Here is a 23,296-nt window from a genome sequence, read left to right on the forward strand (position 1 = left end):
AAAGTGAACGGATGGTGCCTGTGTGACTGGAGTGACAGAATGCGAACGTATCCGAATACGGCACGCGGGGAAAGCGCACGGGTGAATTGCGCCGGTGTAATTCATCGATGCGTACTCTTGTCGGGTGAACGATTCTGCAGAGACCCTCGACCGGCTGGTCGACGAGTGGCTCACCGTCCCTGATGTTGCCGACCGGCTCGGCCTCGACGCCTCCAAGGTGCGCCGGATCGTGCAGGAGCGCCGGATCATCGGCGTCCGCCGTGGCGACCCGCGAGTGTTCTCGATCCCGGGCGCGTTCCTCGTGCCGGGACACCTCGCCAACCCGTCGCAGCCGACGAACCGGGACCCGGACCAGCCGTGGGCGGTGCTCGCCTCGCTCCAGGGCACCCTGACGGTCCTGTCGGACGCCGGGTTCACCGACGAGGCAGCCATCGAGTGGCTCTTCACGCCCGACGACTCGCTGCCGGGCACGCCGATCGACGCACTGCGCGCCGGCCGCAAGACCGAGATCCGCCGCCGGGCAGCCGCGGAGCTCTGAGGGCTCAGGCGCGCCGGTCGACCGCCGCGTGCGCCAGCCCGACCAGCTGGGAGCGCGCCGGTTCGGCCCACGGGCGCTGGTCCATGAGGGTGAACGCGCGGCCGGCGAGGTCCTCGATCAGGGTCTCGACGTCGTCGGGCGCCCCGGTGCTCCGGATGGCGTCGGCGAGGACCGTCACGTCGGCCTCGGTGAGTGAGCGGTCGCCGAGCCGCTCGCGCAGCAGCCGCACCGTGGCGTCGTCGGAACCTGCACGCGCGCGGGCGACCGCTCGCGCCGCCAGGACCGTCCGCTTGCCCTCGCGCAGGTCGTCGCCCGCCGGCTTGCCCGTGGTCTGCGGGTCGCCGAAGACGCCGAGCAGGTCGTCGCGCAGCTGGAACGCCTCGCCGAGCGGCAGGCCGAGCGAGCGGCACGCCTCCAGGTCGTCCTCCCCGGCGTCCGCGAGCGCGGCACCGAGCACGATCGGGTGCTCGACGCTGTAGCGCGCGGCCTTCGCCCGGATGACCTCCCGCGCCCGCGCCTCGTCGCCGACGGGGTCGTCGCCCCACGGGATCGCCTGCGCCAGCACGTCGAGGTACTGGCCCACCGTGACCTCGGTGCGCATCAGGTCGAACACGGCCCGCGCACGCTCGGCGCGCGGCCGCGGCTGTAGTGCCAGCGCTCCGGCGAACTCCTGCTCGCTCGCGATGAGCGTGAGGTCGCCCAGCAGGATCGCGGCCGACATGCCGAACCGCTCGGCGTCGCCGGTGAGTCCGTGCCGGCCGTGCAGGAGGGCGAAGGCCCGGTGCGCCGCGGGAAACCCGCGCCGGGTGTCCGAGTCGTCCATCACGTCGTCGTGGAAGAGCGCGGCCGCCTGGAACAGCTCGAGCGCGGCGCCCACGCGGAGCACCGCGTCGGCTTCCGGCGTGCCGGGGACGCCGCCGTGTGCGCGCCAGGACCAGTAGCAGAACGCGGCCCGCAGTCGCTTGCCGCCGGTGAGGATCTGCGCCACCGCGTCGGCGAGCACGTCAGCGTCGCCGCTGGCCGCTGCCAGGACGGTGCGCAGCTGCGCGACGTGGCTGGTCAGCACGGCGTCGATACGCGGTCGGACGTCCTCGACGTCGACGAGGGACGGGGTCACTGTGCTCACGCGGGGCAGCCTACGGCGCGGCCGCGCGGACCCGCCCGCCGAGCGTGAGGGTGCGCTCGTCGTCGCGATCGAGGATGCCGACGACCAGGAGCTCGGAGCCCGCGTTGCGGGCGAAGGTCGACTGGGCCGCGAGCCCCGCCTCGGCCGCGGGTGGTGTGCCTTCCGTGAACCCGGCCGCCACGAGGGGCGCCCGCACCGCAGCGAGCAGCCCCGCGGCGTCCTGGTCCGTGCGCAGGTTGAGGCTGATCTCGGTGAGGTCGGTGCCGTCGACCGGTGCGGCGGACGAGAGCAGCACCTCCGCGCCGTCGGGGACCGGGACGAGGTCCACCGGGAAGCCGTCCACGACCTCACCGACCGCCGAGTGGGAGCCTCCGTCGTCGGGGAGCAACGTCTCGGTGCGGCCGGGAGTGGGTGTGGCCAGGGCGACCGCGCTGCCGGTGGGGGACTCCCGGCCGGGTCCGCTGGTCGTGCACGCCACGGTCGAGGCGCCGACCGCGAGCGCGACCGCGACGGCCGCAACGGCGGACCGGGCGCGCGCGGGCAGGGGCGCAGGACGGGGCATCGCGACAGGGTAGCCGCCCCCGGTGCTGCATCGAGGCGCCCACATGCCCCGGCAGCAGCGGCCCGGTGCACAGATCCGGTCGGGCGGGCCTGCACACCCGGCGGGTCCGGTGGGCTGACGGCATGCAGACCACCACGCTCCGGGTGAGCGAACCCCGGGAGATCCTCGCGCTCGTCCCTCATCGGCTCGGCTTCCGCCCTGCGGACAGCGCCGTCGCCGTGAGCCTGCGTCCGCCCCGCGGGGCGGTCGGCCTGGTCGTCCGCGTGGACCTGCCGCACCTCGCCGACGCCTCGGACGGTCCGCTGCTCGCCCGCACGCTCGTCGCCCATCTCGGTCGGGACGGCGCGCGTCGCGGGATCCTCGTGCTCTACAGCGATCGCGACCCCCGCGGTGGGGACGGGCCCGCGCACGCGGCGGCGCGGCACTTCCGGGATGCCGCTGCGGCGGCGCTCGGGGACGTACAGGTGTGGGTGGTCACGCCGACCGGGTACCTGGCGCTCGACTGCGCGCAGGACTGCTGCCCGCCCGGTGGCCGGCCGCTGCGGGACCTGGACTCCACCCAGGTGGGCGCCACGCTGGTGCTGGCCGGGTCGGCGGTGGCGGACTCCCGGGACGACATCGCCCGGATTCGCCCGGAGAACGGCGAGGTCCGCCGCTCGGTCGCCCGCGTCCGGCGTCGGTGGGAGCGCAGATGGGAGGAGGCCCTCGTCGCCGGCACGGACGCGGTGTCCCGGTGGCGCGAGGAGTCGCTCGTGGCGTGGCGCTGCGCGGTGAACATGGTCGAGTCGGACGGGCCCGGCACCGGGGGAGCGCCGTGGGGGCGGCTCGAGGCGGGGCTGGCCGACCGACGGGTGCGGGACGGGGTGCTGGTCGCGCTGGTGCCCGGTACGGCGGACCTGGCCGAGCGCTGCGTCCGGGGTGCGGAGTCGACGCCGGAGCTCGATGCCGCGCTCGGCCGTGCGATGGCCATGATCATCGACCCCGTGCGTGGCGTCGTTCCTCCGGCGCGGGCGACGGCGGTGCACGAGACCGTCCTGGAGGCCGTGGTCGCGCGTGGCCGGACCGGCGCGCAGGCACCGGCGCTGACGCTCCTGGCACTGCTGGCGTGGTGGCGTGGGGACGGCGCGCGCTCGCGCGTGCTGCTGGACGGGGCGCTCGATGCCGAGCCGGACTACCGGTTGGCGGAGCTCCTCGACGACGCGCTGGGCGCGGCGGTCCCCCCGGGGTGGGTGCGGCATACCGACTGACCTGCGCCGAGATGCCCGGTGCGCTCGTGGCGGCCCCTCCGCTCCGGTAGCGTCACGCACACGGCGGTGTTGCCGCGGACGAGGGGAGGACCGATGGGCATCGTGGTCGGCTATCTGGCCACTCCGGAAGGTCGGGCGGCCCTCGGGGCGGCGATCGAGGAAGCACGACAGCGCGACACGCGCGTCGTGGTCGTCGTGAGCGCACGCCCGGACGAACCGGAAGAGCAGCGCGCAGCCGTCGAGGCGGAGCTGGAGAAGGTGCGGGCCGAGCTCGCAGCGAGCGACGTCGACCACGAGGTGCGGCTGCTCACGGGCGGCGACGTCGCGGACGACCTCATCGCGACGGCGGAAGAGGTCGGTGCCCAGCTGGTGGTCCTCGGTCTGCGTCGACGGAGCCCGGTGGGCAAGCTGATCCTCGGCGCCAACGCGCAGCGGGTGCTCTTCGACGCGCCGTGCCCCGTTCTCACCGTCAAGCCCGGACCCGCCTGACGTCGGCATCCCCTCGCCACACGCAGGGCGCCCGTCAGCTCGGGAATCTCTTGCCCGTGTCGTTCGTTGAGAACGAGAACCCTCTGACCGCCGTCCTCGACGGCCGTGTCGTCGTGCCCGTGATAGCGCCGACCGGCCCGTGAGGTCGGTACAATATCTATCTACCTCCCGGCCCCGTTCCGGGTGTCGCGCTGCCGAAAGGTCGTTCGTGTCGTCCCAGACCCCGCATCCCGCTCTTCCGCGTGAGTTCGAGCACCCTGCTCTCCAGGACCTTGTCCTGCGTGGGCGCACCCACGGCACCGTGGGCGCCGAGGAGCTGCGCACCGCGTGCGAGCAGGCGGACGTCCAGGACGCCAAGCGTCTTCGCGCCGTCGTCCGTGGGCTCGCCACCGCCGGAATCGGCGTCCGCGAGCCCGCCGCTCCTGCTCGTGCCGTCGCCGCCACCAGCGCCAAGGCGCGCCCGTCCGCCAAGGCGGTGGTGCCGCCCGAGGAGGGCGCCGCCGCACCCGCCAAGACGACCCGCGCCAAGACGACCACGGCAGCGAAGGCCACGGCCGCCAAGCCCGCGGCCGCGAAGACTGCTGCCGCCAAGAAGGCGGCGACCGAGACCGCCGACCCCGACGTCGAGGTGGTGGAGGGCGACGAGCCCGACATCGAGTCGATCGAGGAGGTCGTCGTGGAGGCCGTCGAGGTGGTCGAGGTGGTCGAGGACGCCGCCGAGACCGACGACGAGGACGAGGACGGCGAGAAGAAGCCGGCCGCCAAGGAGGAGGAGAGCGAGGACAGCGGCTTCGTCTACTCCGACGCGGACGACGACGACGCCCCCGCTCAGCAGGTCGTCACGGCCGGCGCGACGGCGGACCCGGTCAAGGACTACCTGAAGCAGATCGGCAAGGTCGCTCTGCTGAACGCGGAGCAGGAGGTCGACCTCGCCAAGCGCATCGAGGCGGGCTTGTTCGCCGAGGAGCGTCTCAACGCGGGCATCACGATGGAAGCCAAGATCAAGCGCGAGCTCGAGTGGATCGCGAACGACGGTCGACGCGCCAAGAACCACCTGCTCGAGGCCAACCTGCGCCTCGTCGTCTCCCTGGCCAAGCGCTACACCGGCCGCGGCATGCTGTTCCTGGACCTGATCCAGGAGGGCAACCTCGGTCTGATCCGCGCGGTCGAGAAGTTCGACTACACCAAGGGCTACAAGTTCTCGACGTACGCCACGTGGTGGATCCGCCAGGCGATCACCCGCGCCATGGCCGACCAGGCCCGCACCATCCGCATCCCGGTGCACATGGTCGAGGTCATCAACAAGCTCGCCCGCGTCCAGCGGCAGATGCTCCAGGACCTGGGCCGCGAGCCCACGCCCGAGGAGCTCGCCAAGGAGCTGGACATGACGCCCGAGAAGGTCGTCGAGGTCCAGAAGTACGGCCGAGAGCCCATCTCGCTGCACACGCCGCTCGGTGAGGACGGTGACAGCGAGTTCGGTGACCTCATCGAGGACTCCGAGGCCGTCGTCCCCGCGGACGCCGTGAGCTTCACGCTCCTGCAGGAGCAGCTGCACCAGGTGCTCGACACGCTCTCCGAGCGCGAGGCCGGCGTGGTCTCGATGCGGTTCGGCCTGACCGACGGCCAGCCGAAGACGCTCGACGAGATCGGCAAGGTCTACGGCGTGACGCGTGAGCGGATCCGGCAGATCGAGTCGAAGACCATGTCGAAGCTGCGGCACCCGTCGCGCTCGCAGGTGCTGCGCGACTACCTGGACTGAGTCGTCACCAGCGATGCCCCGCACACCCCTCGGTGTGCGGGGCATCGCTGTCTCCGGGATGACCCCAGGACGGTGCTGGTGGTCGTGTGCCGTCGCGCACACACGCGGCGGAGACTCAAGGTGAGCACCGCAACCGTCGATCGTGCAGTGGAACTGCCCTCGACGCCAGGAGCCCGACCATGCAGCAGCCCGGATGGGCGCACTCGTTCGCGCGAGTGACGGCCATCGTCCTCATGTTGGCCGTCGGCGCAGTCGCCGTCCCGACTGCGGCAGCGGCCGACCCGGGTGGAACGAGCAGGTACGTCCCGCTCGCCCCGACGCGGATCCTGGACACGAGGGTCGGCCTGGGTGCGCCGTCGGCGCGACCCGCTGCGGGCGCGCTGATGGAGGTGCAGGTCACCGGGCAGGGCGGGGTGCCGGAGTCCGGCGTCACCGCGGTCGCACTGAACGTCGTGGTGACGAACCCGCGCCAGCTCGGCTACGTCCAGGCGCTGCCGACGGGCCGCGGCACGCCGGGATCCTCGTCGAACATCAATGTCTTCTACCCGGGCCAGACCGCGTCCAACCTCGTCACCGTCCCGGTCGGTGACGGCGGCCGGATCTCGCTGTACGACGTGGCGGGTGGCGATCTCGTCGTCGACGTGTCGGGATACTTCGAGGACACGGCCCAGAGCACGGACGGTCGGTACCAGGCGCTCAGCCCGGCCCGCGTCGTGGACTCACGCAACCGGACGGGTCTGCCGGCGCTCACCCCGCCCGCGGGGCCGAGCGTGCCGGCGAACCCGGGCGATGCGGTCAACTGTGGCAACTTCTCCACCTGGGCCGAGGCGAACGCCTGGTTCTGGACGTACTACCCGCACTACGGGGACGTGGCCCGGCTCGACGGCAACGACGACCTGATCCCGTGCGAGGCGCTTCCCGGTCGGCCGTCGTCCCCGCAGCCGCCGCCCGCGCCGCCGGGTCCGCCACCGTTCGACCCGAACCCCCGGCCCGCTCCGGGGGAGTCCTTCACGGTGCAGCTCACCGGCCGCGGTGGCGTCCCGGCCTCCGGGGTCTCGTCCGTCGCGATGACCGTGACGGCGACGCAGTCCCGTTCTGCCGGCTTCGTCCAGGTGGTGCCGACGGGTGGTGGCACCGCGCTGGGGACGACCTCGAACGTCAACCTGACCGGGGCCGGGCAGACGGTCGCCAACCTGGTGATCGTCCCCCTCGGACCCGGCGGGAACGTGACGCTGTACACGTCGAGCGGTGCCCACCTCATCATCGACGTCGTCGGCTGGTTCACCGACCAGACCGCGACCGCGAGCTCGACCGGGCTGTTCGTCCCCGTGACGCCGGGCCGATTGCTGGACAGTCGCGCGGGGTCGGCGCTCGCCGCCGGGTCGCCGACGGCTCTGAGCCCGACCGGTCACCTCGGTGTCCCGGCGAGCGGCGTGTCGGCCGTGTTCGTCAACGCCACGGCGACGCAGACCACGGGCTCGGGCTATCTGCAGCTGTTCCCCGAGGGGCGCGGCGTCGCGGGTGCGTCGTCGAGCGTGAACTTCACGGGTGCGGGGGAGACGGTCGCGAACGCAGCGATCGGGGCTCTCGGCGACGGCGGTCGGGTCACGATGTACACCTCGACGCGCACCCACGCGCTCGTGGACGTCCTCGGCTACTTCACCAGCGACTCGCCAGTCGACCCGTCGCCCGAGGGGCTGCAGGTGCGTGGAGCCGGTGAGCCGCCGGTCGTGTACGACCGGGCGACCTGGAACCACTGGGTCGACGAGGACGGCGACTGCCAGGACACGAGGGCCGAGGTGCTCATCGCCGAGTCGACCACGGCGGTGGTGCTGAGTGCCGACGGCTGCTCCGTGTTGTCCGGGACGTGGGTCGACCCCTACAGCGGGCTGACCTGGTATCAGGCGTCCGACCTGGACATCGACCACATGGTCCCGCTGAAGAACGCGCACGACTCGGGTGGCTGGGCATGGGGGGCGGCGCAGAAGGAGACCTATGCCAACGATCTCGCCCACGTCAACGCGCTCGTCGCCGTGGAGGACGGGCTCAACCAGTCGAAGGGTTCCCGGGGGCCCGACGAGTGGAAGCCGCCGGCAGTCGCTGCATGGTGCGGTTACGCCACGGCCTGGGTCACGCTGAAGCAGGACAACGCATTGACGGTCACGCAGCCCGAGCTGGACGCGCTCGTGACGATGCTCGCCACCTGCTAGTACCGTAAGGGTTGACTAACGGTTAGTGATGGCTGACCATAGACGGGTCGGTCGCATCAGCCGGAGGTGGGTCATGGGCAGTCCCGTCATGTGGTTCGAGGTCACCAGCACGGATCCCGCGCGAGCGCGCGAGTTCTACACGCAGCTGTTCGACTGGTCGGCGGACGCGCCACCCGAGCTGGGCGGCTACACGCTGATCGACACCGGTGCGCCGGCCGAGACGGTCGGGGGCGGGATCGGCGCGGCGGACCCGGACGGTCTGCCGCCGGGGATCCTGCTGTACGTGCGGGTCGACGACCTGGCCGCGACGCTGGCCCGTGCCGAGGAGCTCGGCGGGTCGACCCTGCAGCCGCCCACCGCGCTGCCGGCGGACAGCGGCAGCGTCGCGGTGCTGGCGGACCTGGACGGGCACGCGGTAGGACTGTGGGCGTGAGCGACACCGACGCCGTGCTCCGGGCGCTCGCGGAGCCGCGACGCCGCGAGATCCTCACCCTGCTCGCCCTCGACGAGGTCCCGGTCGGGCGGCTGGCCGAGGAGTTCGACGTGACGCGCAGCGCGGTGAGCCAGCACCTGAGGGTGCTCGAGGACGCGGGGCTGGTGACGCGCCGGACCGAGGGGACCCGCAACTTCTACCGGTCACGGCCGGAGGGGCTCGCCGGGCTGCGCGCGTACCTCGACGAGACCTGGGCGTCGTCGCTCGACACCGCGCGGCGCCTGGTGGAGATCGAGGTCGGCGTGCTCGAGCCTGACGGCAGCGAGAGGGACGACCGTGCCACCGCGTGACGTCACGACGCTGGCCGCACCTCCGGTGCACCAGGCGACGACCGTGCGGGCGGACGTGTCCAGGACGTTCGACGTCTTCGTGCGCGAGATCGGCGTCTGGTGGCCGGTCGAGCCGTTCTCGTCCGGCGGCGACCGGGTGCGGGACGTGACGATGGAGCGCCGGCTCGGCGGGAACGTCGTCGAGACCTGGGACGACGGCACGACCCACGTCTGGGGCGAGCTCGTCGCATGGGACCCGCCGCACGGGTTCACGATGTCGTGGCTCCTGACGCCCGAGCCGACCGAGGTGGAGCTGAGCTTCCGGCCCCTCGGGCCTGCGCTCACGCGGGTCGCGGTCGAGCACCGGGGCTGGGAGCGGATGACGGAGGAGCAGCTGGGCGGTGCGTGCGCGCTGCCGGAGGGCTACCGGGGCGGGTCGTACGTGCGGGGCTGGGGCATGATCCTGGCTCGGCTGGTGGCCCACGCCGAGGGTGGGGCGCCGTGAGGCAGGTCCGGTACGTCGTGCTCTACGAGTCCGGGCCGGACGTGCTGGAGCTCGCGCCGGTGCACATGGCGGCGCACACCACCCACTACGAGGACTTCGCCGCGCGCGGCCTGCTGGTGGCGATCGGCACGTTCGAGCAGCCCGAGGTCAACGGGTCGATGTGCGTCCTGACCACGCGCGAGGCCGCGGAGGAGTTCGCCGCGGCGGACCCGTTCGTCGTCCACGGCGTGGTGCGGTCCTACCGGGTGCTGGCCTGGACGAACGTGCTGGCCTGACCTCAGCGGGTGAGGTACCAGAGGATGAGGTCGTGGGCGCGGTGGGCCTTCTCCACGCCGCGGAAGTCGGCCTCGTGGACCGTGCCGCCGACGTCGATCGCGATGCTGCTGTTCGAGGCGAACTTGCCCGCGAAGGACGTGTTGCTGACGATCGAGACCGAGCGCACGTGGCGGTACGGGATCGAGGTGATCGCGACGCGCTTCCCGACGAAGCTCTTGTCCTGGATGACCACACGCAGGGTCGTGATCCCGAGGAAGCCGGTCCCCGTGCCGATGCAGTCGTAGACGGCGAGCACCTCCTCACCCTCCAGCAGGCCGCGGCGGACGAGCTCGAGCTGCTCGGCCTTGTCGACGTCGGGCTCGCTCATGGTGCGTCTCCTGCTCGCTCGGGACCGGCGTCGGTGCCGGTCGTACCGAGCGTAGGAGAGTGGAGCCCGCCGGGACAGACCACGAGGCCCGGACCAGCAGGTCCGGGCCTCGTGCGGTCGTCGTGGGTGGTGCCGAGACTCAGGTCGCGGCGCCGGCTCCCGCTCCGTGCTCGGCGAGCAGGCGGTCGGTCTCGTCCTGCACGTGGGTGGCCAGCTCGGCGAACTTGGGCGCGTGCTCGCGCGCGTGGTGCGCGCAGAAGAGGAGCTCTCCCACGGGAAGAACAACTCGGACATAGGCCTGTGCGCCGCAGCGGTCGCAGCGGTCGGCCGCGGTCAGTGGATGCGTCATGGTCCCGGTCACGAGTCCATAGAACCATCCCGGCCGTCGATCCCTCGCACCAGGAGCGGGTGGTTCGCTCACCGCGTAGTGGACTGTAACCAGCCTGCAACACAGCCGTGCCCGGCGGCATGGTGCCGCGGTCCTGTCAGGCCCGGCGACTACCATCGCCCCGTGACGACGACCTCCCCGCAGTCCGGCTACACCGCCCGGCACCTGTCCGTGCTGGAGGGCCTGGAGGCGGTCCGCAAGCGCCCGGGCATGTACATCGGGACCACCGACAGCCGCGGTCTCATGCACTGCCTCTGGGAGATCATCGACAACTCGGTCGACGAGGCGCTGGGTGGCCACGGCGACCGCATCGAGATCGTGCTGCACGCGGACTCCTCGGTCGAGGTGCGCGACAACGGGCGTGGCGTGCCCGTGGACATCGAGCCGAAGACCGGGCTGACCGGCGTCGAGGTCGTCTTCACCAAGCTGCACGCCGGTGGCAAGTTCGGCGGCGGCTCCTACGGCGCCTCCGGTGGCCTGCACGGTGTCGGCGCGTCCGTGGTCAACGCCCTGTCAGCGCGCCTGGACGTCGAGGTCGACCGCGGCGGCCGGACGCACCGCATGACGTTCCACCGCGGCGAGCCGGGCACGTTCGACGACCGCGGGGGCATCGGGCCGGACAACCCTTTCGAGCCGTTCGTCTCAGGCTCGGAGCTGGCGGTCGGCGGCAAGGTGGCGCGGGGACGCACGGGCACGCGCGTCCGGTACTGGGCGGACCCGCAGATCTTCCCCAAGACGGCCGTGTTCGCGTACGACGAGCTGGTCACCCGCGCACGGCAGACGAGCTTCCTGGTGCCCGGCCTGACGCTGACCGTGCGCGACGAACGCGGCATCCCGGGCACGCCCGGCGCCGACGGACCGCACGAGGAGACGTTCCTGCACAGCGGCGGCGTCATCGACTTCGTGGACCACCTGGCGCCGGACACCGCGGTGACGGACACCTGGCACCTGACGGGGTCGGCGGCGTTCACCGAGACGGTCCCCGTGCTGGACGACCGCGGCCACATGACCGCGCAGGAGGTCTCGCGCACCTGCGACGTGGACATCGCGCTGCGGTGGGGTACCGGGTACGAGACCGAGGTCCGCAGCTTCGTCAACATCATCTCGACGCCCAAGGGCGGCACCCACCTGGCCGGCTTCGAGGCGGGGCTGCTGCGCACCATGCGCAAGGCGGTCGACGCCAACGCGCGGCGCCTCAAGATCTCGGCCCGGGACACCTCGGAGCGGATCGAGAAGGAGGACGTGCTCGCGGGCATGACCGCCGTGGTCACCGTCCGGCTGGCCGAGCCCCAGTTCGAGGGGCAGACCAAGGAGGTCCTCGGCACCGGGCCCGTCCGCGCCATCGTCGGCAAGGTCATCGACACCGAGCTCGCGGCGATCTTCAGCTCTCCGAAGCGCGACCACAAGGCGCAGTCGTCGCTGCTGCTGGACAAGGTGGTCGGCGAGATGCGCGCCCGGTTGTCCGCGCGCAAGCAGAAGGAGATCTCGCGCCGCAAGAACGCCCTCGAGACGTCCTCGCTGCCCGCCAAGCTGGCCGACTGCCGCAGCGACGACGTCGAGCGCAGCGAGCTGTTCATCGTCGAGGGGGACAGCGCGCTCGGCACCGCCAAGCTGGCGCGCAGCTCCGACTTCCAGGCGCTGCTGCCCATCCGCGGCAAGATCCTCAACGTCCAGAAGGCGTCCATCACGGACATGCTGAAGAACGCCGAGTGCGCCGCGATCATCCAGGTGGTCGGTGCGGGGTCGGGTCGCTCGTTCGACCTGGAAGCGGCGCGCTACGGGAAGATCGTGCTGATGACCGACGCCGACGTCGACGGCGCGCACATCCGGACCCTGCTGCTCACGCTCCTGTTCCGGTACATGCGTCCCCTCGTCGAGGCGGGTCGCGTCTTTGCGGCCGTGCCGCCGCTGCACCGCATCGAGGTCATCGGGGGCGGCGGGCGCAAGAACGAGTACGTCTACACGTACTCGGAAGCCGAGCTGGCGGCGACGCTGAAGAAGCTCGACCGGGCCGGCAAGCGCTACAAGGACGACATCCAGCGCTACAAGGGCCTCGGGGAGATGGACGCGGACCAGCTGGCGGAGACCACCATGGACCCGCGCCACCGCACGCTGCGCCGCGTGACAGTCGAGGGTGCGCAGCGGGCCGAGGAGGTCTTCGAGCTGCTCATGGGCTCGGACGTCGCCCCGCGCAAGGACTTCATCGTCGCGGGCGGGGACGGGCTGGACCGCAGCCGTATCGACGCCTGACGGACATTTGGGTTGCCGTGACGTCGCCGGGCCGGGGATCGTGGTGGTCGTGACCGCCACCGATCTCGCGCCCATCGCCGAGCGCGCCGCCGCTCCCGCCGCCGCCCCGCTGCCCACCGGCACCGACGGCCTCACCTGGCGCCCTCTCACGCGCGACGACGTGCCCGCCCTCGCACGCCTCGTCACGGCGGTCGAGGAGGCCGAGGCAGCGCCGTACAGGACCTCGGCGGAGGAGATCGACGACGAGTTCGACGGCGACTGGAAGGACCACGCGCGCGACACCCTCGCCGGGGTCGACACCGACGGGGTGATCCGTGCCTACGCGCGCGTCAACCAGCCCCCCGGCGACGCCCGGGTGGTCAGGGCGTTCCTCGACGGCTGCGTCGACCCGCAGTGGCGCGGCCGGGGGATAGGTCGTCAGGTGCTGGCCTGGGAGACGGCGCGCGGGCGGCAGCGGCTGGCGTCCTCGGGCAAGGACCTGCCGGGCCGGCTCGCGGTGTTCGTGCACGACAACGCCGAGACCACCATCCGCCTGCTGCGCGCGAGCGGCTTCACGCCGGTGCGGTACTACGCCGAGATGCGTCGCCCGTTGGACGCCGAGCTCCCGCCGGTCGACGTGCCCGCGGGGCTGCGGATCGTGCCGTGGACCCCGGAGCTGGACGAGCAGGTGCGGCTCGCGCACAACGAGGCGTTCGCCGACCACTGGGGGAGCGAGCCCCGCACGGCCGACGAGTGGGCGCAGGGTCGGAGCATGTTCGCTCCGACGTGGAGCTTCGTCGCGATCGACGATGCCACCGGTGAGGTGGCCGGGTACCTCCTGTCCAGCAGGTTCGAGCACGACTGGCCCGTGATCGGCTACAAGGCCGGCTACACGGACCTGCTCGGCGTGCGGCGCGCATGGCGTGGCCGTCGGCTCGCGGCGGCGCTCCTCGCCACGGTGATGGTCGCGTACCGGGCGGACGGGATGGACATGGCCGAGCTGGGCGTCGACACCGCGAACCAGTCGGGCGCGCACCGGCTGTACGAGGGCCTCGGGTACGCGGTGTTCCACAGCTCGACGATGTTCTCGATCGAGCTGTGAGCGACGTGGTCGATCCGTCTCACGAGGTGCTCGCCGCGCGTTAGCATCGGCGCGGCGGGACGACGACGTCCGGCCGTTTCTGTCGCCGGACGAGGGCGTCCGGCCTCGAGGAGGTCGTCGTGGGACGCTCGCTGTCCAGGGCCGCGCGCGCGTGGGTCGCGGTGTTCGTCGTGCTCGTGCTGGTGCACCTGGTCGCCCAGCTGACCGGTCCGGCCGGGCTCGAGCGGGTGAGCCAGTGGCTGCTCATGCCGGCCCTCGCGGCGGTCGTCCTCACCGCGACCCGGTGGCCGCGCGGACGCCTGGTCACCTGGGTGCTGGTCGCGCTCGGGTTCTCCTGGCTCGGTGACCTGGTCCCGTCGCTGGTCGGGGAGGACGCCGCGTTCCTCGTGATGGTGGGGTTCTTCCTGCTCGCGCAGACGGCCTACGTCGTGGCGTTCGCCCCGTCGGTCCGCGCGTCGATCGTCTACCGCCGCCCGGTCCTTCTCCTGCCGTACGCCGCGGTGCTCGTCGGGCTCGTCGCCCTGTGCGCTCCGGGTGCGAACAGCCTGCTCGTGCCGGTCGCGGTGTACGGCGGCGTGCTGACCGCGATGGCCGTGCTCTCCACCGGCCTCGGCCGGGTCGCGGGGGTCGGCGGTGCCGTCTTCCTCGTGAGCGACGCCCTGATCGCGCTGGAGGCCTTCGTGCCGTCCTGGGAGCTCGCCGGGCAGGGGTTCTGGGTCATGCTCACCTACACGGTCGGGCAGGGCCTGATCGCCGCCGCGGTCGTGGCGCGCAACGTCGCCGAGCGTCGGGCGCCGGAGGCCACCCCGGCACGTACGTTCGTCCAGCACCCTCCGGTGCGGGACAACGTGGTGGCGTTCGTCTAGCGGCGTCAGCCGATCGCGTGCACCGGTGACGTGAGCGCCGTGCCGGACATGTCCCGGCGCGGGTCGACGGCCGGCAGCTCGATCGGCTGACCGCCCGAGCCCGTCGCCCACGCGGGCGCGGATCCCACCCACGCGAGCAGCAGGGCGTCCTCGTTCCGCAGGAACCGGTGCGCACGGACCCCTCCGGTCGCGCGACCCTTGCCCGGGTAGGCGTCGAACGGCGTGACCTTCGCGGAGCCCGCCTGCGTGCCGGGCAGCGCGCCGGAGGTCCCGGCGATCGTCACGACGACCGCGTTCGGCGCCTCGTCGGCCGCGACCGAGCCGAAGGCGACGACCCGCTGGCCCGCGGCGAGCTTGATGCCGGCCATGCCGCCCGCGGCACGTCCCTGCGGCCGGACCGCCGAGGCCGGGAAGTGCAAGAGGGAGGCGTCGGAGGAGAGCAGGACGAGCTCGTCCGTGTCCGTGACGGCGGTGGCACCGACCACCTCGTCGCCGTCCTTGAGCGAGATCGCCTCCCACGCGTCGCGGTTCCCCGGCACGTCGCCGGCGGACACCCGCTTGATCGTGCCCTGGACGGTGGCCAGGGCGAGCGTCGGGGCGTCGGCGGCGAGCGACGTGAGGCCGACCACGCGCTCGCGCGGCAGGAGGGTCACCACCTCGCCGAGCGGGACGCCGCCGGACAGGGAGGGCGCGCCGTCGGTGGGGGGCAGCCCGGGCAGGTCGAGCACGGAGACCTTGACGATCCGCCCCTGCGACGTCACCACGCCCACCTCGGCGCGCGCGGTCGTCGGCACCGCGGCGGACACGACGTCGTGCTTGGACCGCCGGGCGCCCTCGACGCGCGCCGGCAGGTCCTCCGACGCGGTGCGGGCCAGGAGCCCGGTACCGGACAGGAGCACCCAGCACGGGGTGTCGGCGATCTCCAGCGGCGCGGCGGCGCCGCGGGCTGCCGGGGCGCCCGTGATCGAGGTGCCACCGGCCGACTCGAGCAGGATGGTCCGACGCGGGGTGCCGTAGGTGGCGGCGACCTCGGCCATCTCCGCGGAGACGAGGGTCCGGAGGCGTGCCTCGTCGCCGAGGATCTCGCGCAGCTCGGCGATCTCCTGCTCGAGCTGCTGCTGCTCCTTCTCCAGCTCGATCCGGGAGAACTTGGTGAGTCGTCGCAGCCGCAGCTCGAGGATGTACTCCGCCTGCGGCTCGGACAGGTCGAACACGCTGCGCAGCCGGGCGCGGGCGGTGTCGGCGTCGTCGGAGGTGCGGATGACCTGGATGACCTCGTCGATGTCGAGGATCGCGACGAGCAGACCCTCCACCAGGTGCAGCCGCTCGAGGCGCTTGGCCAGCCGGAACTGCGAGCGACGGCGGACGACGACGATCCGGTGCTCCACCCAGACGACGAGCAGCTCGCGCAGGCCGAGCGTGCGCGGCTGGCCGTCGACGAGCGCGACGTTGTTGATGGAGAACGAGTCCTCGAGCGGCGTGTACCGGTAGAGCTGCTCGAGCACCGCCTCGGGGTGGAAGCCCGTCTTGATCTCGATGACCAGGCGCAGGCCGTGCTGGCGGTCGGTGAGGTCGACGGCGTCGGAGATGCCCGAGAGCTTCTTGCTCTGGACGCCCTCCTTGATCTTCTCGATGACCTTCTCCGGGCCCACCGTGTACGGCAGCTCCGTGATGACGATGCCCTTGCGCTTCGCGGTGACGTTCTCGATCCGGGCCGTCGCGCGGGTCCGGAACGCGCCGCGGCCGGTCCGGTAGGCCTCGCGGACGCCCTCCAGGCCGACGATCTTGCCGCCCGAGGGCAGGTCGGGACCGGGGACGAAGCGCAGCAGGTCCTCGAGCGTGGCGTCGGGGTGCAGAACCAGGTGCCGGGCGGCCGCGACCACCTCGACCAGGTTGTGCGGCGCCATGTTGGTGGCCATGCCGACCGCGATGCCGGCCGCGCCGTTGACCAGCAGGTTCGGGATCGCCGCGGGGAGCACCTCGGGCTGGGTGAGCTTGTTGTCGTAGTTGGGCACGAAGTCGACGACGTCCTCGTCGAGCCCGGTGGTCATGGCCAGCGCGGATGGCGCCATGCGCGCCTCGGTGTACCGCGGCGCGGCGGGTCCGTCGTCGAGCGAGCCGAAGTTCCCGTGGCCGTCCACCAGGGGCAGGCGCAGCGAGAACGGCTGGGCCAGGCGGACCATGGCGTCGTAGATCGCGGCGTCGCCGTGCGGGTGCAGCTTGCCCATGACCTCGCCGACCACGCGCGCGGACTTCACGTACGGGCGGTCGGGGCGCAGGCCCATGTCGGACATCTGGTAGAGGATCCGGCGCTGCACCGGCTTGAGCCCGTCGCGGGCGTCCGGGAGCGCGCGCGAGTAGATGACCGAGTAGGCGTACTCCAGGAACGAGCCCTCCATCTCGGTCGCGACGTCGATGTCGACGATGCGCTCGACGAGGTCTTCGGGCGGGAGTTCGGGGGTCGCGGGGCGACGCGCCATGGGTGCTGCTCCTCGGTGCCGGTCTGCGGTGCGGCGACCATTGTGGACCGTCGCGGCGCTCCGACGGGCCGCGGCGCGCGGCTGGCAGCACTACCGTGACCGTCATGGCAGACGTCACGGCTGACGACACCTCACGACCGGGTCCCGCCTACCCGGCCACGTGGGAGGCCGACGTCGTCCTGCACGACGGGTCCACCACGCACGTGCGCCCGCTGCGGTCGCAGGACGCCGACGCTCTGCAGGCGTTCCACGTCGGGCAGTCGGAGCGCTCGACGTACATGCGGTTCTTCGCCCCGCTCGAGCGGCTGCCCGAGCGGGACCTGGCGCGGCTCGTGAACGTCGACCACGTCGACCGCGTCGCGCTCGTCGCCGTCTCGAGCGCCACCGAGCCCGAGGACGACGACCAGATCATCGGCGTCGCGCGCTACGACCGGATCGGCACCGACGAGGCCGAGGTGGCGTTCAACATCGCGGATGCCCACCAGGGGCGCGGGCTCGGGTCCGTGCTGCTCGAGCACCTCGCGGCGGCGGCCCGTGAGCGAGGTGTGCGGCGGTTCGTCGCCGAGGTCCTGCCGCAGAACGGCCGGATGATCTCGGTGTTCAAGGACGCCGGCTTCGAGGTGCGGCAGCGCACCGAGGACGGCATCGTCGCGGTCGGGTTCGACATCGACCCCACGGACCGCTCGCTCGCCGTGATGGCCGACCGGGAGCACCGCGCCGAGGCGCGATCGATGCGGGACCTGCTGCACGCGGGGTCGGTCGTGGTGGTGGGCCCCGGGGTGGACGCGGGGGAGACCCTCGCCGGGCGCCTGGCGTCACGCGTGCTGGGGGACCTCCTGCTCGGGGACCCGTCGGTGCTGGTGCACGCCGTCGGCGTCCCCGGCGACCCTGCCCTCCCGTTGCACGCGCAGGTGGCCGACGTGCCCGCGCCGGTGGAGCTCGCGGTCGTCGCGGTGCCCTCGGACGAGGCCGCCGACGTGGTCCGTGCGCTCGCCCGGCTCGGGGTGCACGGCGTCGTGCTCGTCACGGCAGGCTTCGCCGAGGAAGGTCCCGACGGGCTGGACCGGCAGCGCGCGCTGCTGCGCGTCGCGCACGGGGCCGGGATGCGCGTGGTCGGGCCGGGGTCCTACGGGGTGATCTCCACCCGTGCCGGCGGTCTCCAGCTCAACGCGTCGCTGGCCGCCGAACCTCCGCCCACCGGCAGGATCGGGCTCTTCTGCCAGTCCGCGCCGCTGGCGGTCGCGCTGCTCTCGGCGGTCCGTCGCCGGGGGATCGGGGTCTCGCAGTTCGTCTCCGCCGGGCACCGGGCGGACGTGTCCGGCAACGACCTCATGCAGTTCTGGGCGGACGACGTCGACACGGACGTGGTCGGTCTGTACCTGGAGTCCCTGGGGAACCCGCGCAAGTTCTCGCGGGTGGCCCGTCGCCTCTCGCTGCTCAAGCCGGTCATCGTCGTGACGGCCGGGCGGTCCGGGCAGGTGGTCCCGCCGGGCCACGCGGTCCGCCCGACGCACGCGCCGCCGCGCACCCTGGCCGAGATGCTCCGTCAGTCCGGGGTCGTCCGCGTCGAGAACACCCACCAGATGCTCGACGTGGCCCAGGTCCTCGCGCACCAGCCGCTGCCCGCGGGCCGACGCACCGCGATCCTCGCCAGCTCCGCGTCCGTCGCCGCGCTCGTCGCCGAGGCCGTGGCGGCGGCGGGGCTCGTGGTCAGCGGGCACGTGCAGCTGCTCCCCGAGGACGCCCCGGCGGACCAGGTCGCGGCGGCCGTCGACGAGCTGTACGCGGACCCCGACAGCGACGTCGTGGTGGTCGTGCGCATCCCGACGGTCGGGGGACCGGACACCGTGCTGCAGGACGCCGTCGCGCGCGCCGCCGCCCGATCCGGCCGCACGACGGTGGCGTGCATCTACGACCTGCACGGGCTCACCGCCGAGCTGACCGCGGCGGACGACGACGGCCGGGAGTGGACCGTGCCCGCGTACAGCACGCCGGAGGACGCCGCCCTGGCGCTGGGGCACGCCGCCCGGTACGCGCAGTGGCGGGCCGGGGACCGCGGACGCCCCCTGCATCCCGAGGGTGTCGAGACGCGTGCCGCTCGCCGGCTCGTCGCGGGCTGGCTGGAGGCCGAGGCCTCGGGCGACGCGGTCCTGGCGCTCAGCCCCGACCGGATCTCCGAGCTGCTCGCCACGGTCGGTGTGAGCGTCCTGCCGTCCTTCCGCGTGCACGACGCGGACCAGGCGGTGGCCGCCGCGGAGCGCATCGGGTGGCCCGTGGCGATCAAGACCACGGTCCCCGCCCTTCGGCATCGCGCGGACCTCGGTGGCGTGCGGCTGGACGTCGCCGACGAGGCCGAGCTGCGCGCCGACGTGGAGCAGGTGCTCACCCTCGCCGCGAGCCACGAGCAGGGGGACGTCGACGCTCCGCTCGAGGTCCAGGCCATGGCTCCGCACGGGTCGGCGTGCGTGGTGCGCTCGGTGGAGGACCCCCTGTTCGGCCCGATCATCAGCTTCGGGCTCGCCGGTGACGCGTCGGACCTGCTCGGTGACATCGCCTACGGCGTCCCGCCGCTCACCGACGTCGACGTCGCCGAGCTGGTCCGGACGGCGCGGGCGGCTCCCCGGCTGTTCGGCTACCGCGGCCTGCCCGCACTCGACGTGGCCGCGCTCGAGGACCTCATCGCGCGCGTCGCGGTGCTCGCCGACGACCTGCCCGAGCTGCGCTCGCTCGAGCTGAACCCCGTGGTGGTCTCCGAGCACGGCGCCGTGGTGCTCGGCGCGCGCGTCGCGGTGTCGCGGGCCGACCGTGCGGACGCCACGCGCCGACTGTCGAGGGTGTGAGCATGCCCGGTCGCAGGCCACGGCCGTCGAGGTGGGAGGATGGACGGGTGCCTGCCGCTGCTCCCGCCCTGCACCATGATCTCCACCGTGCCGGCTACTACCCGGAGCTCGTCGTCGACGTGCTCGACGTGGCCCTCGCCGACGAGGAGGTCGTGGCCCACCTGGTCCACCCCGAGACGACGTTCGACGCCGCCGAGGTCCGCCGCCACGTCACCGTGCTGGTGCTGACCCCGACCCGTCTCGTGGTCGCGCACGTCGACGACCACCCGGCCGACTCCGAGCACCCGTCGGCGTCCGCCTCGGCGACCACCGAGGCCGTGCCGCTGGCCGAGCTCACGTCGGTCGCGCTCACCCACGTGGTGCCCCTCCCGGAGAAGCACGAGCGCGGGCAGCTCGCGCAGGAGCTGACGCTGGTGATCGGCTGGGGCGCGGTCTCCCGGGTCGACCTCGAGCCGGCGACCTGCGGGGACCCGAACTGCGACGCCGACCATGGCCTCACCGGCACGCTCGCGCCCGACGACGTCGTGGTCCGTGTGAGCGCCGCGGCGGAGGGGCTCGACTCCGTGCGCGCCGCCACGGCCTTCGCGCGGCAGCTCTCGGCGGCGAGCGCACGCGCCCGATGACCGACCTCGAGGCACCGGCGACGCCGTCACGGCTCCAGGACGCGCTCGACGCGGCGGACCTGGTCGCCCCCGCGTCGCTGTTCCCGTGCCTCGGGCGCGTGCTCCCGGCCGTCGCCGGCGCGATCGGCGTGCTGGACGTGCCGGACGCGGACCTCTCGCAGAAGACCCTCGGGCTGCCCGACGCGTCGCGCGTCTGCGTGGTGCTCGTCGACGGGCTCGGGCACGCCAACCTCGCGGAGCGCGCGGGGCACGCGCCGTTCCTGCGTCGGCGTCTCGCCGACTCCTCGCCCCTGACCAGCACGTTCCCCTCGACGACCGCGACCGCGATGGGCACGTTCGGGGTGGCGCTGCCTCCGGGCCGCACCGGGATGCTCGGGTACACGGTCCGCGACCCCGCCACCGGCGAGCTGGGCAACCTCGTCAGCTGGACCGGTCTGCCGCCCGCCCGCGAGTGGCAGCGCGAGACGACGGTGTTCGAGCGGCTCGTCGCCGCCGGCACCAGCGTGACGAGCATCGGACCGGCGCGGTTCGCAGGCTCCGGGCTCACCGAGGCCGCGCTGCGCGGCCCCGCCTACACGTCGGCCGAGTCGCTCGCTGCGCGGGTCGACGCCACGCTCGACGCGCTCCGCCGGCCGGGCGTCGCCTACCTGTACTGGGGCGACGTCGACAAGGCGGGGCACCGCCACGGCTGGGGGTCCTGGCAGTGGGGCGACGCGCTCGCCGAGCTCGACGCCGAGCTCGGCCGGCTCGCCCGGTCGCTGCCCCGCGACACGGTGCTGGTCATCACGGCCGACCACGGGATGGTCGACGTCGACCGCACGCTCCGCTGGGACGCGGCGACTCACCCCGTGCTGGGCGACGGTGTCGCGCTGGTGGCGGGGGAGCCGCGCGCGCTGCACCTGCACCTCGAGCCCGGCGTCGACGCCTCCACGGTGGCGGACCGGTGGCGCGACGTGCTCGGGGACGCGGCGGTCGTGGCGACGCGCACCGAGGCCGCGGACGACGACTGGTTCGGAGAGATCTCCGCACACGTGCTGCCGGTGATCGGGGACGTGGTCGTGGCCATGACCGGACGCGCCACCGTCGTCGACTCGCGCACCCAGACGCCCGCCTCGCTCGACATCGTCGGGGTGCACGGCTCCCTGACCCGCCTCGAGATGCTCGTCCCGTGCCTGGTGGTCGCCTGATGGCCGAGCTGGTGTTCTTCTCCGGCACGATGGACAGCGGCAAGTCGACGCTCGCGCTCCAGATGCACCACAACCACGCGGCGCGCGGACGCGACGGGGTGCTGTTCACGCGGCAGGACCGTGCGGGCACGGCGACCATCTCCTCGCGGCTCGGCCTGACCCAGCGCGCGCACGAGGTGGACGACTCGACGGACTTCTGGTCGGACGTGATCGCGCGACGCACGCACGGGCGGCCGGTCGACTACCTGATCGGTGACGAGGCGCAGTTCTACACCGCCGCGCAGGTGGAGCAGCTGGCCCGGGTGGTCGACGAGCTCGGCGTCGACGTCTACGTGTTCGGGATCTCCACCGACTTCCGCGCGCGCCTGTTCCCCGGCGCCGCCCGGCTGGTCGAGCTGGCCGACCGCGTCGAGATCCTGCAGGTCCGCGCGCTGTGCTGGTGCGGCGCGCGCGCCACGCACAACGCCCGCACCATCGGCGGGACCATGGTGGTCGAGGGCGCGCAGGTGGTGGTCGGCGACGTCGAGGCCGGTGCCGACGAGGTCGGCTACGAGGTCCTGTGCCGGCGGCACCACATGCGGCGCATGACTGCTGCTGCCGCCCGGGCCTCCTCGCCCAGCCCGCAGACGCTCACGTCGGTGGACGAGCTCAGCATCTGACGGGCTCAGCGCTCGCCGGTCACCGACCGCGGGTCACTCTGGTTTCGCTCCGAAGACGATCTCGTCCCAGCTGGGCACCTTGGCGCGGCCGCGGCGGGACCGCGGGCGCTCACTCTCGTCGTGCTCGGCAGCGGCCGCGGGCGTGGTGACCGGCTCGGGGACCGCGACGGGCGCCGGGTAGACCTGCGCCTCGGCGGCGGCGTCGGCATCGACCGGGTGAGCACCGGGCACGGAGGCGTCCAGCCGGCCGAAGTCGAACGCGTGCTGAGGCCCGAAGCCCTCGAACTCCTCCGGGTCGTCCTCGTCGCCGAGCTCCACCGCCTGGCGCACGCCGCGACGGCTGCGCAGGTCGTCCAGGAGCGAGGCGGTCTGCTCCTGCGGGTCCGGGACGGGTTCGGGCTCGACCGGCTCGGGCGCGTCGTGCGTCCCGCGCAGGGTGGCACCGTCGCCCTGGAAGTCGAACACCACGTCGCGCACGGCCGCGAGGTGGCGCCGTGACACCGGCTCGTCCGGGAGCTCGGTCTCGGACAGCCAGCGTGCCTCGTCCTCGTCGGCGACGACCGTGCGCTTCGCCGGGTCGAAGGTCCAGCGGGCCTCGTGCTCGGTCTCGTCCACGGCGAACCGGGCGAGGACGACCCACGGCCCGGACGACTCACGGGCGGCGTCCCACGCGAGCGAGGCCAGCTCCACACCCCGTGCGGCGAGCCGGTCCGTCACCAGGTCGCCGAGGGTCGGCGCGCCGGCCTCCCGGCCCACACGGGTGCCGCGGGCCTGCTCGGCGATGTGCTCCCGCTCGGCGAGTACCGGTCCCTCGTACCGACGGACGCGCTCCACGGGCAGTCCGGCGGAGTCCGCGACCTCCTGCGTCGTCGCACCGGCGCGGATCCGCGCCTGGATCTCCCGCGGGCTCAGCGTCCCGGCGCTCTCCGCGCGCAGCTGCTCGAGCTGCGGTCGGTCGCGTCGCACGGCGGCGCGCAGCGGTTCGTCGATGCGCACGCGGAAGCGTGCGCCGTCCGGGGCCACCAGGACGAGGTGCTCCCCGTCCTCGTGCAGACCCACCAGCTCCAGCTCACCCATGCGA

At 73.1% G+C, this 23,296-nt stretch carries 22 protein-coding genes; 16 read left to right on the top strand and 6 right to left on the bottom strand.

What is annotated here, in order from left to right:
* Window positions 1-124 precede the first annotated feature (124 nt).
* On the top strand, window positions 125-538 hold the full coding sequence (locus ASD18_RS11170; RefSeq protein ID WP_082573780.1) for an Rv2175c family DNA-binding protein: 414 nt from the start codon (window positions 125-127) through the stop codon (window positions 536-538).
* A 4-nt stretch (window positions 539-542) separates the two neighbouring features.
* Here ASD18_RS11170 and ASD18_RS11175 read toward each other — a convergent pair whose 3' ends face one another.
* Window positions 543-1,664, bottom strand: coding sequence for a polyprenyl synthetase family protein (locus tag ASD18_RS11175; RefSeq protein ID WP_056090664.1), 1,122 nt, complete (start codon window positions 1,662-1,664; stop codon window positions 543-545).
* Window positions 1,665-1,674: 10 nt separating this feature from the next.
* Window positions 1,675-2,226, bottom strand: a complete 552-nt coding sequence (locus ASD18_RS11180) for a hypothetical protein (protein WP_056090667.1) — start codon at window positions 2,224-2,226, stop codon at window positions 1,675-1,677.
* 122 nt (window positions 2,227-2,348) lie between these two features.
* Between ASD18_RS11180 and ASD18_RS11185 the strand changes: the two genes are divergently transcribed.
* From ASD18_RS11185 to ASD18_RS11220, 8 genes are all read left to right on the top strand, one after another.
* Window positions 2,349-3,473: a DUF4192 domain-containing protein gene (locus ASD18_RS11185; RefSeq protein WP_056090671.1), complete on the top strand. Its 1,125-nt coding sequence runs from the start codon at window positions 2,349-2,351 to the stop codon at window positions 3,471-3,473.
* Between the two features lie 93 nt (window positions 3,474-3,566).
* On the top strand, window positions 3,567-3,962 hold the full coding sequence (locus tag ASD18_RS11190; protein WP_056090675.1) for a universal stress protein: 396 nt from the start codon (window positions 3,567-3,569) through the stop codon (window positions 3,960-3,962).
* Window positions 3,963-4,170: 208 nt separating this feature from the next.
* Window positions 4,171-5,721: an RNA polymerase sigma factor gene (locus tag ASD18_RS11195; protein WP_056090678.1), complete on the top strand. Its 1,551-nt coding sequence runs from the start codon at window positions 4,171-4,173 to the stop codon at window positions 5,719-5,721.
* Window positions 5,722-5,900: 179 nt separating this feature from the next.
* Complete coding sequence (locus ASD18_RS11200; RefSeq protein WP_056090680.1) at window positions 5,901-7,931, top strand: HNH endonuclease; 2,031 nt, start codon at window positions 5,901-5,903, stop codon at window positions 7,929-7,931.
* A gap of 73 nt (window positions 7,932-8,004) precedes the next feature.
* Window positions 8,005-8,364: a VOC family protein gene (locus ASD18_RS11205; protein ID WP_056090683.1), complete on the top strand. Its 360-nt coding sequence runs from the start codon at window positions 8,005-8,007 to the stop codon at window positions 8,362-8,364.
* The gene (locus tag ASD18_RS11210) at window positions 8,361-8,714 is read left to right on the top strand and encodes a helix-turn-helix transcriptional regulator (RefSeq protein ID WP_056092085.1); all 354 of its coding nucleotides are present in this window, start codon (window positions 8,361-8,363) and stop codon (window positions 8,712-8,714) included. Before ASD18_RS11205 ends, ASD18_RS11210 begins: the two co-directional genes overlap by 4 nt.
* Window positions 8,701-9,198, top strand: coding sequence for an SRPBCC domain-containing protein (locus ASD18_RS11215; RefSeq protein WP_235522327.1), 498 nt, complete (start codon window positions 8,701-8,703; stop codon window positions 9,196-9,198). Before ASD18_RS11210 ends, ASD18_RS11215 begins: the two co-directional genes overlap by 14 nt.
* On the top strand, window positions 9,195-9,473 hold the full coding sequence (locus ASD18_RS11220; protein ID WP_082573782.1) for a YciI family protein: 279 nt from the start codon (window positions 9,195-9,197) through the stop codon (window positions 9,471-9,473). Before ASD18_RS11215 ends, ASD18_RS11220 begins: the two co-directional genes overlap by 4 nt.
* A 2-nt stretch (window positions 9,474-9,475) precedes the next feature.
* On the opposite strand, the gene ASD18_RS11225 is transcribed toward ASD18_RS11220, so the two are convergent.
* Together ASD18_RS11225 and ASD18_RS11230 are read right to left on the bottom strand one after the other, a co-directional pair.
* Window positions 9,476-9,841, bottom strand: coding sequence for a hypothetical protein (locus ASD18_RS11225; protein ID WP_056090685.1), 366 nt, complete (start codon window positions 9,839-9,841; stop codon window positions 9,476-9,478).
* 139 nt (window positions 9,842-9,980) lie between these two features.
* Complete coding sequence (locus ASD18_RS11230) at window positions 9,981-10,190, bottom strand: hypothetical protein (RefSeq protein WP_056092095.1); 210 nt, start codon at window positions 10,188-10,190, stop codon at window positions 9,981-9,983.
* Window positions 10,191-10,352: 162 nt separating this feature from the next.
* Between ASD18_RS11230 and ASD18_RS11235 the strand changes: the two genes are divergently transcribed.
* The 3 genes from ASD18_RS11235 to ASD18_RS11245 all read left to right on the top strand — a co-directional run bounded on the left by ASD18_RS11235 (window position 10,353) and on the right by ASD18_RS11245 (window position 14,426).
* A complete protein-coding gene (locus ASD18_RS11235) occupies window positions 10,353-12,479 on the top strand; it encodes a type IIA DNA topoisomerase subunit B (RefSeq protein WP_056090687.1) in 2,127 nt (708 codons plus the stop codon).
* A gap of 49 nt (window positions 12,480-12,528) precedes the next feature.
* A complete protein-coding gene (locus ASD18_RS11240) occupies window positions 12,529-13,560 on the top strand; it encodes a GNAT family N-acetyltransferase (protein WP_056092097.1) in 1,032 nt (343 codons plus the stop codon).
* Between the two features lie 119 nt (window positions 13,561-13,679).
* Window positions 13,680-14,426: a lysoplasmalogenase gene (locus ASD18_RS11245; protein WP_056090690.1), complete on the top strand. Its 747-nt coding sequence runs from the start codon at window positions 13,680-13,682 to the stop codon at window positions 14,424-14,426.
* A 5-nt stretch (window positions 14,427-14,431) separates the two neighbouring features.
* Here ASD18_RS11245 and ASD18_RS11250 read toward each other — a convergent pair whose 3' ends face one another.
* A complete protein-coding gene (locus ASD18_RS11250; protein ID WP_056090692.1) occupies window positions 14,432-16,906 on the bottom strand; it encodes a DNA topoisomerase (ATP-hydrolyzing) subunit A in 2,475 nt (824 codons plus the stop codon).
* A 104-nt stretch (window positions 16,907-17,010) separates the two neighbouring features.
* Between ASD18_RS11250 and ASD18_RS11255 the strand changes: the two genes are divergently transcribed.
* Genes ASD18_RS11255 through ASD18_RS11270 form a run of 4 tightly spaced genes read left to right on the top strand, consistent with a single transcriptional unit; the run spans window position 17,011 to window position 22,215 of the window.
* Window positions 17,011-19,746, top strand: coding sequence for a GNAT family N-acetyltransferase (locus ASD18_RS11255; RefSeq protein ID WP_056090695.1), 2,736 nt, complete (start codon window positions 17,011-17,013; stop codon window positions 19,744-19,746).
* A 47-nt stretch (window positions 19,747-19,793) separates the two neighbouring features.
* The gene (locus tag ASD18_RS11260; protein WP_056090698.1) at window positions 19,794-20,369 is read left to right on the top strand and encodes a DUF5998 family protein; all 576 of its coding nucleotides are present in this window, start codon (window positions 19,794-19,796) and stop codon (window positions 20,367-20,369) included.
* Window positions 20,366-21,556, top strand: a complete 1,191-nt coding sequence (locus tag ASD18_RS11265) for an alkaline phosphatase family protein (protein ID WP_056090701.1) — start codon at window positions 20,366-20,368, stop codon at window positions 21,554-21,556. Before ASD18_RS11260 ends, ASD18_RS11265 begins: the two co-directional genes overlap by 4 nt.
* Window positions 21,556-22,215 carry a thymidine kinase gene (locus ASD18_RS11270; protein WP_056090704.1) on the top strand — a complete coding sequence of 220 codons (660 nt, stop codon included), beginning with the start codon at window positions 21,556-21,558 and terminating at the stop codon, window positions 22,213-22,215. Before ASD18_RS11265 ends, ASD18_RS11270 begins: the two co-directional genes overlap by 1 nt.
* Before the next feature lie 33 nt (window positions 22,216-22,248).
* Here the strand turns inward: ASD18_RS11270 and sepH are convergent, their stop codons facing one another.
* A complete protein-coding gene (sepH, locus tag ASD18_RS11275; protein ID WP_056090705.1) occupies window positions 22,249-23,292 on the bottom strand; it encodes a septation protein SepH in 1,044 nt (347 codons plus the stop codon).
* Window positions 23,293-23,296 lie beyond the last annotated feature (4 nt).

It is taken from the genome of Cellulomonas sp. Root137, from assembly GCF_001426725.1.
Classification (GTDB): Bacteria; Actinomycetota; Actinomycetes; order Actinomycetales; family Cellulomonadaceae; genus Cellulomonas.